Raw genomic sequence first — 14,454 nt, 5'->3', positions numbered from 1 at the left:
TGATAACACATTAAAATAAAATTATTTACACTAATAATTATCTTTTATTTTTTTCTGCAACTAATGCTGCAAGAGCAATTGAGTTAACTTTTGTTTCGAAAGAGTCAGCTCTTGAAGTTAATATAACTGGTGCTGAAGTTCCTACTAGAAGACAACCATTCTTTGAGTTTGAGAAATATGTTAATGTCTTATACATAACGTTAGCAACTTCTATATCTGGTAATAATAATATATCTGCTTTACCAGCTACTGGTCCCTTTACTCCCTTATGATGTGCTGCTTCTTCTGATATTGCATTATCTAAAGCAAAAGGTCCATCAACTACACATCCCTTGAATTGTCCTCTGTCACTCATCTTTGCTAATAATGCTGCATCAACTGTTGATTGCATTGCTGGATTTACAACTTCTACTGGTCCTATAACTGCAACTTTTGGTGTTTCTATACCACAGCTATGAGCAACTGCAACTGCATTATTTATCATTCCAGCCTTATCCTTTAATTCTGGATATGTATTAAAAGCAGCGTCAGTTAAAAATAATAATCTGTCCCATCCTTCTGATTCAAAAACAGCTACATGTGACATTAAATTACCTGTTCTTAATCCAACTTCTTTGTTTAATACACTTCTTAAGAATGTAGCAGTATCTACTAATCCTTTCATTAGCATATCTGCATGTCCGCTTGATACTAATTTAACAGCTTCTAAAGCAGCTTTTTTAGGATCCTTAACGTCCATTATTTCGTAATCAGATAAATCTAAGTTTATCTTATCTGCTATTTCATGTATTTTTTGTTTGTCTCCAACTAATATAGCTTCAGCTACTCCTAGATTTGTAGCTTCTTTTATTGCTTCTAGTACTGGTTCATCTTGAGCCACCGCTACTGCAACCTTCTTTTTAGGAATTTCTTTTAATCTTGAAAATAGGTCATCAAAATTCTTACTCATTTACTGCACCTCTTCTATATTTTTTGCTTTATATTGTTAATTTTATCACAAATATCTGATAAAAAAAACTACTAATAGTTCTACAATCTATTTTATACCTTTAAAGAAGTTTTGGCAAAAAAAATCTGAAAACAATAGTTCTCAGATTTTAATTTTCTATTATATTATTGGAGAATATTCTTTAATTATGTTTTCTGCAACCTTAAGTCCATCTACTGCTGCTGATACTATGCCACCTGCAAAGCCTGCTCCTTCTCCTGTTGGGTATACCCCTCCTATTGAAATACTTTCTAAGTTTTCATTTCTAGTTATTCTCACTGGTGCTGAGGTTCTGGTTTCTATTCCTATCATAATTCCTTCTCCAGAAGCTCCAAAACCTTTTATTTTCCTATCAAAATTATCTAGTCCTTCTTTCAAACTTTGAACTACATAGCTTGGTAAGCACTCTCTTAAATCTTTGAATTCATATCCTGGCGTTACTGTTGGAATCACACTGTCTAATTTTTTAGTTATCCTATCTTCCATGAAATCACTTATTTTTTGTACTGGAGCCTTATAGTTTCCTCCACCTACTTTATAAGCAAGTTCCTCATAATGCCTTTGGAAATTCATTGCACTTAATGGAGAATTACCTTCAAAATCCTCCGGCCCTACTCCTACAACAAGTGCAGAATTTGCATTTTTATTATCTCTTGCATGATAACTCATTCCATTAACTACAAGTCTATTTTCTTCTGAAGCTGCACCTACTACAACTCCACCTGGACACATACAAAAAGAGTACACTGGTCTCTTAGTACTTTCTGCGGTGTGAGTTAATCTATATTCTGCCGCCTTAAGTCTAGGATGATTTGCATATTCACCATATTGATTTCTATTTATTAAATCCTGTGGATGCTCAACTCTTACTCCTATAGCAAAAGGTTTAGGTTCCATAAACATGCCTATTCCATTTAACATTTCATAGGTATCTCTTGAACTATGTCCTATAGCCAATATAAGTTGAGAACAAGGTATTTCATTACTATTAACTATGATAGAATTAACTTTCCCATTCTTCGCAATAACTTTTTCAAGTTTTGAAGAAAAATGTATTTCTCCACCTAAAGCCTTTATTTCTTCTCTTATATTCTTAACAACAGTTTTTAAAATATCTGTTCCTACATGCGGTTTTCCCATGTAGATTATTTCTTCAGGCGCGCCTGCTTTTACTAGAGCTTCAAGTACTAAATCACATCTTGTATCCTTAATTCTAGTTGTTAACTTACCGTCAGAGAAAGCTCCTGCTCCTCCTTCTCCAAATTGAACATTGGATTCTGTATTTAATTCACCGGTAGTCCAAAACTTTTCCACAGTTTTTGTTCTGTTATCAACATCTTCTCCTCTTTCAAACACTATAGGTCTATATCCATTTTTCGCTAACAATAATGCAGAGAATAGACCAGCAGGTCCAAGTCCAATAACAACTGGTCTGTGGGCAAGCTTTTTGCTACCAAACTGAATTTCCTCTTTATATCCTTCTTCTTCAAATCGTATATCTTTGTCTTTTAGTTTATACACAAGGTTCTTTTCATTTTCACAGCATATATCTATACAATAGTTAAATTTTATTGAGTTTTTCTTTCTAGCATCTATAGACTCTTTTATTATTTTTAAATCACTTATTGAAGCTTCTTTTATTCTTAATTTTTTTGCAGCCTTAGCCTTTAATAGTGAAATATCTTCATTTATATCTAATTGTACGTTGTTTATTCTAATAGCCATTCTTCGTCTCCGTTTATATTTATTTTTGTTTATTGAGCAGCTTTTTTAGCTGTAACCGTTAATTTATCAGGATTTTTAGCTTGTACAGTAATCTTAGAAGGTAAATTGGATATAGTATAATCTACCGTATTGCTTCCTTCTTTTATGTTAGTGAAATCTGCTTCCGCCGTGATATTGCCTAAATCCTCATCCTTTAGTGCTGAAATATCTTCTTGTAGCCCTCTCAATGTAATCTTAATACCTTTATCAAAGCTTGCAGTCAATCCTGTTGGAGTATTCTTCTCTTTTACCTGTACAGTAATATCTTTAGTAACATACTGAGTCGTTAATACATTTACTTTGACATACCTTTCATTATTTACTGCCCTCACTCCTAGTGGTATTTTTAATGCTACACTAACATCCTTAGTTCCGTCTATATTAGTTAAGTTTATTGGATCAGTACTTATTTCGTTAATTGAATTTAATACACTTTCATCTCCAATTATCTCAATACTTTTATTGACTGGAGTAACACTCTTCAATACCATGTTGTTAGATATACTTCCAGTTGTAGGAACCTTAACTGATACTAGCTTTCCTTTTCTAATTGGAACCTTAACCCTTGCAACATTAGGGAAAATCTTCACCTGAGTAACTTGATTATTGTCTGCATTAAATGCTTCTATTTTTAGTTCTGTACTTACATCTGAACTTAAATCAGTTAAATCAGTACTTACTCTAACTGTTTTAACTGAGTCAACATATTGAGCTGCTCCTGATATAGTAGCTGTACTAGGACTAACTTCTATATCACCTTTATAATACCCACTTTTAGTTTTTATATTTATATCATTTTGTATAGGTAAATTCTTTTCAGCATAAGTATCTAAATTAACTGCCACTCTTAAGAAGTCATTATTTTTTATACTTATTCCTGCTGGATAGCTTTGAATCTCTACAGGAATTTTATTTTCACCTTTTTTCAATGCATAACCACTTAAATTAACTGCAACTTTTATTTGATCACTGCTAACCTTATATACTTCTGTAGCTGGACCTTCAATTGTAACATTAATTTTAAGCGTTTGATTTGGCATAAGTGTTAAATTTGAATCCTTTAAAACATCTTCATTAATGATTTCTACAGGTACATTATTTATCTTATACTCTTTAATAGGATTTTCTATATTAGTTATATAAAGCCATAAACCCAAAGAGAAAAGTACACAGATAACCTTAATGGCTATATTTTTCTTCTTTTCTTCATTATCCATGCTTTCACCCTCTCCTCAATTGATTTTACTCTTTTCTTTCTTCTCTTTTTCATTATTTTTATTAAAATACTTTTTAATTTTTCCTTGTCAAAGTTTCTTGTAAGTCTTCCATTTACAGCTAAGGATATCACACCAGTCTCCTCTGAAACTACTATTACAAGTGCATCTGAATTCTCAGATAATCCCAAAGCAGCTCTATGTCTTGTTCCCAGCTTCTTATTTATAGTATTGTTTCCTGTTAGGGGTAGCACACAGCCAGAAGCTAAAATTCTATCATTTCTAATTATTGTGGCACCATCATGTAAAGGGGTGTTAACTACAAATATATTTTCTAATAATGCCGCACTAACTTTTGCATCTAATACAGTACCATTATTACCTATAACTTCACTAAGACCTGTTCCCTGTTCAATGGCAATTAATGCGCCAGTCTTACTTTCAGCTAAATTTTCTACCGCTGCAACTATCTCTGTTACAACACTGTTTAGAACTGCATCATCTTCAATTAAGTGCATGTCTTCAAAAGCACTTCTTCCTAAATGCTCCAAAGCTCTTCTTATTTCTGGTTGAAAAATAATTATAACAGCCAATACTCCTATTGTTATTGTCTTAGTCAAAATAAAATTTAACATATCTAGTTTCAAAACATAGCTTATTGGTATAAGTGCCAAAACCAATAATATTCCTTTAAACAATTGCTCTGCTCTAGTTTCCTTCATAAGCAGATATCCTCTATATAAAATGTATGAAACTACTATTATATCAACTATTGACCATACAGATATGTTTCTTAATGAATTTATTATCATATTAATTATATCTTGCACTAACCCGCACCTCCCTGACTATATAAAATTATACACCATTCACCCCTATCTTAATACGCTATTATGATTATTTATAATTTTTTTTACATTTACGAATATATCCGTAAATATTAAATATACATTTATACAAAAGGGGGAGATGTATTTTGAATTTAGACTTTGTAAAAACAATTAAAAAAAAATGGTTAATGATTCTATTCTTGCTTGCTATAATATGTATTTCATTTTCTCTATTTCTATACTTTAATAATCCATATAAAAGAGAGCTGAATAAGCTCTGTAGCAATGTTATAGCAATTAATAGCTCCTGTGCTAAAGGCATAAAAGACAGCATAATTGATTCAAAAATATCTTTATCAACTCTGTCTGATAATCAAAATAAATTATTAAGTGAAAAAAATAAATTAGATAAATTAACACTACCAGATAAATATAAAAATATTCAAAATAGCTTAAAACTTGCCTTATCAAATAATTTAAAACTTTATGAACAATTGATATGCATTTTAAAAAATACTTCATCAAAAGACTTAAGTAAGACTTTAAATAACCTTAATGCTTTATATGCTGAATGCAATAAGAGTTATGATAAATGCAATTCCCTTGGATATAAAGTTTCTCTCTCAAATAACTTTGTAATATTTTATAAAAACTTTGTTGTTTATACAAATGAAGTAATAAAGTTAAATAGAGATATTGATATGGAAGCCTCTCAAAAAAGAGATTTCTTAAATAATTTCGAACAATATGTTCAAACATTTAACGAATTAAAGGAAGATTTAAAACCTGCAATTGACAGAGCCAAGGCTGAAAAACGATCATTAAATTCTATAGTAAATGATGTATATATTAAAATGGAAAATTTCAATAAACTTAAGCAGGATATTTCCACAATTTCTATTCCTGCTAGCGCTTTGGATATATTCAACTCATTCTCCAATACTTTAAATAAATATAATGATTATATTTCGTGTTTATCGGATACACTAAATAGTGATGTTTCTGGAAAATCAGCTAAATATGATAATGTCTATGAGAAATATAATGACATGGTAGTAGAATTTAACCAATTTCAGCAACTCATAAATAATTATGGGCAATAATGTATTAAATTAATCAATTTGGTTATAATACCTTCAAGAAAGGGTTGGGGCCCTAAGGAGGTTTTTTATGCGAAAAATTAAACTTACTACATTCTTATTATTAACCTTTTTTATTCTTAATAACATTACGGTTTTAGCACATACAGCAGACAGTAATGAGGTTGTAATAAGAAATATTTCTTCTTCAACAACGGATTTATACCATGAGAAGGACTCAGTAGTAGAAGTATTCAATTATTCAAATAAAACAATTTATCTCACGGAATCTGACATCTACTTAATGTCACAGATAGTTTATGCAGAAAGTAAAGGGGAACCTTATGAAGGTAAAGTTGCTGTGGCGTCAGTTATATTAAATAGGCTAATTGATCCTACTTTTCCTGATACAATCGAAGGCGTTGTAAAACAGGCTAATGCCTTTTCTTGTGTATGTAATGGTTCTATTAATGTAGTACCAGATGAAATCTCAAGAAAAGCTGTCATAGATGCAATAAAGGGATCAGATCCAACTGCAAGGGCTGTATTTTTCTATAACCCTGAAATTTCAACTTGCACTTGGATGAAAAACGTTGAAAAGAAGAATGTAAAAACTATAGGACATCATGTGTTTTTTCAAATAAAAAGATAGAACCCTTTCGGGTTCTATCTTTTTTCTATTTATGTGCATCGATTACTTGTTTTATTCCATCCTTCGGTCTAAAACCAACTAATCTATCTACAACTTCACCATTCTTAAAGAATAATAATGTAGGGATTGAAGCAACTTGATATTTTTCTGCTATGTCTCCATTGTTATCTACATCTAATTTAAAAAACTTAACATCTGTCATTTCTTTAGAAAGTTCATCTATTATAGGCGCAACCATTTTACATGGTCCACACCAAGTTGCAAAAAGATCTAACACCACTAAATTATTTGCATCTAAAACTTGACTCTTAAAATCCTTTGATTCGATAATTGTTGCCATATTAACTCCTCCTTCATACCCTTGTAGGGTATATTTGTTTAATTATATATCTAACTAACTATATAGTCAATTTATTCTTTTTGTTTTTCAAAAGTGCCATATTTCAATATTTTATTATTTTGCATAAACATCTTACCTTTGCATAACAAACTTTTTATTTCTAGGTTATCCTTAGTTACTAACACTATATCTGCGTCCTTACCTTCTTCTATACTTCCCTTATTATTAAGTTTTAGAAGTTTTGAAACATTTGATGTTATAACTGCAACGGCTTCTTCTATTGGAACTTTTTGCTCTAATATAGCCTTTCTAACTTCTTTATAAAGAGATTGTACTGAACCGATTCCAAGACCTACATACTCACCTGATTCATTAAATATTGGCAAGCTCCCATTGCCATCTGATGTAAAAGTTATATGTTCCATATTAACTCCCATTTTATATGCCTTACCTAAGGCTTGAGAGGCTGTAAGTTCACTACTTTCTAGGTGTTTCTCATCACTACTAGTTGTAAAATCCACATATCCGTTACGCTTTACATATTCCATGCCCATGTTAAAAAGTTCTTCAGTTCTGTTTATATGAGTAGGCAGTAATTGGGTTGCTGGAATCTCTGTTTCATTTATTATCTTAAATAAAAACTCCATTTTTCTAATTCCATTACCTAAATGAACATTTACTATTCCTGGTTTTCCAGAAAGCAAGCCACCAACCCTTGCAGATGCCACTAACTTAACAAAATCATCATAGGAAGGCTGAGAACTTCTATGGTCTGACAAAGCCACTTCACCAACTCCTATTATTTTGTCTATAAGAATGATGTCACTTTTAGGTGTTTCAGTAACAGTTTTAATTGGAATCTCATAAGAACCTGTATAACAATAAGTACTTATACCCTCCTCTTCTAAGCCTCTAGCTTTTGCCAAAAGACTGTTCATATCTCTGCAAACTCCATCTGTTCCTATGCATCCAACTACAGTACTAATACCTGCCTTTATAAATTCACTTAACAAGATTTCAGGTGTTCTTGTACTAAATCCGCCTTCTCCACCTCCACCAATTATGTGAACATGAGAATCAATAAACCCTGGGAAAGCATACAAACCTTCTCCATCTAAATATTCTATCTGCATGGACTCCGAATCTATACTGCACTTATCAAAAATCCCGCCAATTTTTGAATCTACAATTAAAATATCCTTTTTGCCCAAACATTTAGGTGCAAAAATTTCTACATTTTTTATAACCTTTAACATACTATCCACTTATCATTCACTTCCTCATAATATAAAACTTTAGAATATCTCTAAAACTATCAATTGCTTCAGCTATTTTAAAATTTCTTTTATGGCACTGTTATTGTATATAGAATTAGGATATTGTTTTACAAGTTCTTTAGCATATTTAATTGACTTTTCTTTTTCAGTAGACTTAAGTAATATTGCTAACTTATATAGAGATTCCTCCATATAATCTTTTTGAGCATTTTCCCTATTTTCATTTACATACTCTTCATAGTATTTACATCCATTTTCTATATCATTAAGTTTTTCAAAACTATTTGCCAGCATATATTGTACATGTTGCCTTAAGTAAGTTTGACTACTGTACTTATATGCTTTAAGAAATTCACTGTTAGCCTTCTCAAAATCCTTAGATTTGTAGTAAGTTGTGCCTTGCTTGTAAAAACTCTCCACCCCATCATTTTGCATTAAGCTATAAGCTTTATCATATGCATTTCTATGGTTAATATCTAGACTATCCTTATTAATATTTTCTATAGTATTGTTTATCTGATTATAGTCTTTACTATCTATGAACGAAAGTAACTTTTTAGTATCAAAAACATTAGAATTTAATGGATTTTCTTCACTCTTATTTTCATTGTTCTTTGATTTGGCATCATCTTGCTTGATTTTATTATTAGGTTCTTCTTTTTTATCTTTTTTACTTACAGCTTCTTGTTTATTATTTATTTTTACTGTTTCATTTATGTATTTCATTATCGGTTCATATGACCTCCAAATAACGGTAACCAATAATAATGTTGCCACCAATATAACTAAAATCTTTTTTGCTTTCCCACTACTTTTTTCAACGTTAAATTCTGAAAGTAATTTTTTATTATCCATAGCAGCTTGATTATCTTTGCTTACTGATAAAACTTTATTTATGCACTGTTCAGCCTTAACAAAATCCCCTGTTTTAATATAACAGTATGCCAAAGCGTTATATACATTTATTAAATTAAAATCACTTTCTGTACAGAAATATAGCTTATCTAAAGCTTCCCTAATCTTTAATTCTTTAATTAACTCTAATGCTTGCTTATAGGCAATTAATCTATTTTCATCCTGCTTACTATCTCTTAAGTATCCTTTAGAGATACTATTATCATTAAAATCTCTATTAACTTTCCAAGTATCTGTTGCAGCCTTAAGTTCACCCTTCATATACAGTAATAATCCTTTTAAATTAATAGCTGCACTATTTTTCATATTATAAGAAATTGCTTTTTCACATATCTGTAATGCCTTATCTATATTACCATCTCCATAAAGCTTCATAGCCCTTTCATACAATTTTTTATCTTCATTTTTCATTTTAGTGCTCCTTATGTATGTATTATTTATTAATTATAACATTAAACTCTTTAGCTAAGCCTCATATTTTTATCAATATTAATTAAAATTCCACTCAATTTTATATTAAGTTTACAAAAAACGATTAGTTACTACAAAAAACGCTTTTTCCGTGTATAATATTATATGGTACGATTACAAAATATTTTCTATACAGGGGAGTAACATATGAAAAAGAGATTTAAATCCAAAAAAGAATCTAAAACTAAACAAACTAAGAGTTTTAAATTCAAATCAATTAACTTACATAGCTTAAAGTTTAAAATGTGCTTAGTATTCAGTATATTGAGCATATTAACAACTGTTTCTTTATCAGCAATATCTTATAACAAAGCTAAAACAGTATCCATAAATACTACAAAGTCCATGCTTGAAGGTTTAGTTGAACAATGCTCCAACATGATAAGAGCAAAACTTGATGCTAATATCAATATGGGACAAGGTCTGCAACAAAACAAAATGCTTATAAACTTCAAAAAAGATCCTAAAATGACGGAAACGCTTCTTAAAGAAAATTTGATTACTTATGGGCATGTAGATATTGGTATCACAGATACTAGTGGCAATATTCAATACTTATCTGGAAAGAAAGAAAGTCTAGGGGATAAAGACTTTTTTACAAAAGCCTTAGATGGAACTATAGACATATCTGACCCAGTTAAAAGCGATTTATTTGGTATGAATGTAATCTACTATGCTATCCCATTAAAAGATAATAATAAAGTTATAGGTTCTGTAATTTATGTAAGAACTGCTTCTGAAATAAGTGATATGGTAAAATATATTTCTGCTTTAAATACAGGAGTTGGTTTTGTTACAGATAAAAATGGTACTGTAATAGCAGATAAAATTCAATCTACCGTTAATAGCAACTTTATTGAGAAGGCAAAAAATGATTCAGATTATGCTGAAATATCTAATGTATTTAAGAAAATGGTTAACAGAGAATCTGGCTCTGGTGAATACACTTATAAGGGAGAAAAAAAAGCTGTAGCTTACACTCCTATTCAACTTACAACTTGGTCCTTAGGTATATCCGTAGAATATTCTGATGTTCTTAAACCAGTTGATACCCTAAGAACTGCTGGGATAGTTGTAACGCTAATTGCTATGATTATAAACTTTATTATCACTATACTAATCTCAAGCTTCATCACAAAAAAAATAACTATAGTTTCAAACAATATAGAAACAATTGCTTCAGGGGATTTTAGTAATGAAATTGATAAATCATTAATTAAAGATAAGAGTGAATTAGGAATTATAGCGAAAAACCTAGACTTGTTAAAAAGATCAATTAGCACTATGCTATCTGAAATACATACAATTGGATCAAGAATTGAAACTAAATCTAACCATTTATCTAGTTTTTCAGAAGAATTATCATCTTCTACAACTGAAATAACAGCTTCAATTAGTGAAGTAGCCAACGGAAATACTCATCAATCTATGGAAATAAACTCAATCACTTCACAAGTGGATGATTTTTCAGAAAAGATTGCTGTAGTTTCTAAATACATTAATAATGTACATGCTAACACTCTAGAAATTGAGAAGAAAGCAAGTGAATCAAAGCAAGTTGCTATGAAAATTGAAAATACTGCAAATGAATTTAACAAGGATTTTGAGGCATTCAATTCAAGCATAAAAGTTCTAGAAAATGATATGAACACTATAAGTTCTATAACAAACCTTATAAATGATATTTCAGATCAAACAAACTTATTAGCACTAAATGCTGCTATTGAAGCTGCAAGAGCTGGAGAAATGGGGAAAGGTTTTGCTGTAGTTGCTGAGGAAATAAGAACGCTTGCTGAACAAAGTAAGACAAATGCAGAAGATATCTCTAAGATAATCTCTGAATCTACTCAAAATACTACTGATATTGTAGAAAAGACTGATAATATGAATAGAGACTTGCAAATACAAAAAGAAGGAATAAATAATGTATTAACAGTGTTTAATGAAATTGGACATGCAGTAAGTAATGTTATTCCTGAAATAAATAATACTTACAAAAAATTTAATGATTTAAGCAGTAATAAAGAAATCATCGCCAAAAGTATAGAGGAAGTTTCTGCTATATCAGAAGAAGTCTCTGCTTCCTCTGAAGAAATAGCTGCTTCTACTCAAGAATTGGATAATGCAAGTAAGGATGTAGAAATACAAGCTCAAGAATTATCAGAAGATGTTAAAACCATAATGGCAGAACTTAATAAATTTAAATTGTAATAAAGCTCAAATATTATTTAAGGGGTGTAGATATTTTTATATAGTAATATCTATCCCCCTTAATTCTCCAAATTTCATACACAATTATTAACATAATGCTATTTTGCAATAATAAATTATACTTTCCATATTATTTTTCTACTACTTTACTAAATGGTATATCTTTAACAAAAGATTTATATTCATTCAATGAATCATCAGTATATTCTACCATATCTATTTTTATCACATTATTAGTATTGCTATCTACTCTAATGCCTTTTATTCTCTGTCTTGCTGAGTCAGGTGAAAATATAAAATGGGAAGATTCGTCTTTTACATCTAATAAATAGAGTGCTGAACCTGATATTATTGTTCCATGAGCATTAGCTACAACTATCAATATACTCTTGTCATCTAACCATGCTATAGATTTTATGGTTTGCTGTGATTTTTCTTCATTAATAAAGGTAAACTTATATGCTAAATCATTATTTTTCTTTATATAAAGTTTAGAGTATCCTTCTTCTTGAGCTTCATTTCCCTTACCCACTATACTTGCTGAATAACTAGAACCTTTAAAAGATATCCAAGGAGTCATATTGTCTGGCTTTACCAAACTCATATCTTCCTTATTGATTTCAGCCTTAGAAAACACATTAACCTCATCATTCTGTGATTTTGAACTTTTAACCTCAGAATCATCACTTGTAATATTTCTTGAACTACGAATGCTAGGCTCTTGCTTTTCTCCATTTTGTATTTTATCTTCCCTTGAACTAGCTGAACTTTTAGTATTGCTTGAACTAATAATACTAGACTCTTGTTTCTCAGCAGTCTGTCGTTTATTTGCCATAGAACCAGTTGCCTCTTGATTTGTGCTATTATTAGGATTGAAATTTATGGTTTTAGCCACAACAGGTGCCAGTGGAATTAATATTAAAATAATAGCAATTTTATATACTCTTTTAATGTTTCTCTTAATGGTAAAACTAACATTTTGTAAAGAAGATTTTCCGTATCTATCTTTATCAATACTATTCATTATATTTCTTCTAGAACTTTTAAACTGCATATCATTAGTTGAGAATATCTTTGTAAACTCATCTTCAATTTGCAACTCTTGTTTATATTCATCATTACATTCACTGCAACTTTCTAAATGCTTTAGTATCTCTTCTTCTTCTTCAGAATTAAGTTCATGGTTTATTAGTCTTTGAATATTCTTTTTCACTAACTTACAATCCATACTTAGCCCTCCTTAACTCTTGAGCTTTTTCTGTAGCTCATAAATCTTTCTCTTAGGTTATAATATTTTCTCTTTACCATAGATTCATTCAAATTAAGAATCTGACTTATATCACCAAAACTTCTTTCACCTGAATATCTTAAAATCAAAATATCTTTTTCTGTTTCATCTAGGGTATTTATAAAATTACCAATAACTGTCCTTGTCTCATTAAATTCTGCTATGCTGTCTGGTCCTTCTTCTTTTGATGCCATGTCATAAAAATCATCTATATTTGCTTCATATACCTTTTTATATTTTCTTATATAATCAATAGTTTTATTCTTTGCTATTTGTATTAACCAATTTGATAACTTATATTTATCTATATACATATATAACTTATTATAAGCAGTTATAAATACTTCTTGAGTTATATCCTCTGCAGCTTCTTTATTTCTGATCATATTATATACAATTTTCAATATAGTTATTTCATACTTATTTACTATTATATTAAAACTGTCTGTATTACCGTTTAGCACTTGCCTTACTAATTCCTTATCATCATCCAACTTCATTTCCCCTTTTATGCTCTAATATATATACGAATACTATATAGCTAAGTTCACGAAAATATCAAGTATTTTTTTACATAAAAAGAAAAACCTTGAGTTTAATGATTAAACTAACATATTTCCTATGTTATTCAAACCATTTCTCAAGGATTTCTTATAATCGTAAATTGAAAAAGTAACTTCGTTTTTTAATATAAACTGAATTTAGTTTTACAAAGCACTAAACTACTTGTTCTTCAATATCTTCTCTTCCTATAATTTGTCCATCTATTAATCTGATTATTGATGTTCCATATCTAGCTGACTTTTCTGAATGTGTCACTTGAATTAATGTTTTGCCATACTCTACGTTTATCTTTCTAAATAACTCCATAATCTCAGTACCAGTTTTAGAATCTAGATTTCCTATAGGTTCATCTAAGAATATTATCTCTGGATCGAAAATTAGAGCTCTTGCAATAGCAACTCTTTGTTGCTGACCACCTGACAATTCTCTTGGCGTCAATTTTCTCTTTTCAGTCATTCCTATTATCTCTAGAATCTCATTTAACTTTCCTTCATAATCCTTTAGTTTCTTTCCATCTAACATTAGTGGCAGCATAATATTATCTTCCACGCTTAAATTAGGAACTAGATTATAAAATTGAAAAACAAATCCCAACTTAGTTCTTCTCATCTTGCTCATTTCTTTTTGTTTTATCTTACTTAAGTCCTTCCCATCAATAAGAACTTCTCCAGAAGTTGGTTTATCAAGTCCACCCAATAAATATAATAAAGTTGATTTTCCACCACCTGATGGTCCCATTATTGAAATAAATTCACCCTTTTCAACACTAAAATTTATATCCTTTAGTACCTCTACTGTTTCTTTTCCTACTTTAAAAAATTTATCTAAATTTTTTACTTCAATACTCTTCATAACTCCGCA

13 protein-coding genes are annotated in these 14,454 nt (G+C 30.0%); 3 read left to right on the top strand and 10 right to left on the bottom strand.

Annotated elements, in window-relative coordinates; translation table 11 throughout:
- Nucleotides 1-37 precede the first annotated feature (37 nt).
- From ptb to cdaA, 4 genes are all read right to left on the bottom strand, one after another.
- Nucleotides 38-949, bottom strand: coding sequence for a phosphate butyryltransferase (ptb, locus tag OCU47_RS21130; RefSeq protein ID WP_261830530.1), 912 nt, complete (start codon nucleotides 947-949; stop codon nucleotides 38-40).
- A 159-nt stretch (nucleotides 950-1,108) separates the two neighbouring features.
- The gene (locus OCU47_RS21125; protein ID WP_261830529.1) at nucleotides 1,109-2,713 is read right to left on the bottom strand and encodes an NAD(P)/FAD-dependent oxidoreductase; all 1,605 of its coding nucleotides are present in this window, start codon (nucleotides 2,711-2,713) and stop codon (nucleotides 1,109-1,111) included.
- A gap of 29 nt (nucleotides 2,714-2,742) precedes the next feature.
- Nucleotides 2,743-3,969, bottom strand: coding sequence for a CdaR family protein (locus OCU47_RS21120; protein ID WP_261830528.1), 1,227 nt, complete (start codon nucleotides 3,967-3,969; stop codon nucleotides 2,743-2,745).
- The gene (gene cdaA, locus OCU47_RS21115) at nucleotides 3,939-4,796 is read right to left on the bottom strand and encodes a diadenylate cyclase CdaA (protein ID WP_261830527.1); all 858 of its coding nucleotides are present in this window, start codon (nucleotides 4,794-4,796) and stop codon (nucleotides 3,939-3,941) included. The genes OCU47_RS21120 and cdaA overlap by 31 nt, the downstream gene beginning before the upstream one ends.
- Before the next feature lie 146 nt (nucleotides 4,797-4,942).
- On the opposite strand from cdaA, the gene OCU47_RS21110 reads away from it, so the two are divergent.
- Both OCU47_RS21110 and OCU47_RS21105 read left to right on the top strand, forming a co-directional pair.
- A complete protein-coding gene (locus tag OCU47_RS21110; RefSeq protein ID WP_261830526.1) occupies nucleotides 4,943-5,899 on the top strand; it encodes a hypothetical protein in 957 nt (318 codons plus the stop codon).
- 67 nt (nucleotides 5,900-5,966) lie between these two features.
- Complete coding sequence (locus OCU47_RS21105; RefSeq protein WP_261830525.1) at nucleotides 5,967-6,527, top strand: cell wall hydrolase; 561 nt, start codon at nucleotides 5,967-5,969, stop codon at nucleotides 6,525-6,527.
- Between the two features lie 25 nt (nucleotides 6,528-6,552).
- Here OCU47_RS21105 and trxA read toward each other — a convergent pair whose 3' ends face one another.
- From trxA to OCU47_RS21090, 3 genes are all read right to left on the bottom strand, one after another.
- A complete protein-coding gene (gene trxA / locus OCU47_RS21100) occupies nucleotides 6,553-6,867 on the bottom strand; it encodes a thioredoxin (protein ID WP_261830524.1) in 315 nt (104 codons plus the stop codon).
- Between the two features lie 71 nt (nucleotides 6,868-6,938).
- Entirely contained in the window at nucleotides 6,939-8,123 is a 1,185-nt protein-coding gene (gene iadA / locus OCU47_RS21095; protein WP_261830664.1) for a beta-aspartyl-peptidase, read from the bottom strand.
- Nucleotides 8,124-8,195: 72 nt separating this feature from the next.
- Complete coding sequence (locus tag OCU47_RS21090; RefSeq protein WP_261830523.1) at nucleotides 8,196-9,470, bottom strand: tetratricopeptide repeat protein; 1,275 nt, start codon at nucleotides 9,468-9,470, stop codon at nucleotides 8,196-8,198.
- A gap of 207 nt (nucleotides 9,471-9,677) precedes the next feature.
- Between OCU47_RS21090 and OCU47_RS21085 the strand changes: the two genes are divergently transcribed.
- Nucleotides 9,678-11,741 (top strand): methyl-accepting chemotaxis protein, encoded by a 2,064-nt coding sequence (locus tag OCU47_RS21085; protein ID WP_261830522.1) that lies wholly within the window; start codon nucleotides 9,678-9,680, stop codon nucleotides 11,739-11,741.
- Nucleotides 11,742-11,871: 130 nt separating this feature from the next.
- On the opposite strand, the gene OCU47_RS21080 is transcribed toward OCU47_RS21085, so the two are convergent.
- The 3 genes from OCU47_RS21080 to OCU47_RS21070 all read right to left on the bottom strand — a co-directional run bounded on the left by OCU47_RS21080 (nucleotide 11,872) and on the right by OCU47_RS21070 (nucleotide 14,445).
- Nucleotides 11,872-12,969: a DUF4652 domain-containing protein gene (locus OCU47_RS21080; protein ID WP_261830521.1), complete on the bottom strand. Its 1,098-nt coding sequence runs from the start codon at nucleotides 12,967-12,969 to the stop codon at nucleotides 11,872-11,874.
- A 2-nt stretch (nucleotides 12,970-12,971) separates the two neighbouring features.
- Nucleotides 12,972-13,523: an RNA polymerase sigma factor gene (locus OCU47_RS21075; RefSeq protein WP_261830520.1), complete on the bottom strand. Its 552-nt coding sequence runs from the start codon at nucleotides 13,521-13,523 to the stop codon at nucleotides 12,972-12,974.
- Nucleotides 13,524-13,746: 223 nt separating this feature from the next.
- On the bottom strand, nucleotides 13,747-14,445 hold the full coding sequence (locus OCU47_RS21070; protein WP_261830519.1) for an ABC transporter ATP-binding protein: 699 nt from the start codon (nucleotides 14,443-14,445) through the stop codon (nucleotides 13,747-13,749).
- Nucleotides 14,446-14,454: the final 9 nt, after the last annotated feature.

Source organism: Clostridium sp. TW13, from assembly GCF_024345225.1.
Classification (GTDB): domain Bacteria; phylum Bacillota; class Clostridia; order Clostridiales; family Clostridiaceae; genus Inconstantimicrobium; species Inconstantimicrobium mannanitabidum.
Note: the sequence above shows the minus strand (reverse complement) of the source record. Positions and strands in the feature narration are given on the sequence as shown.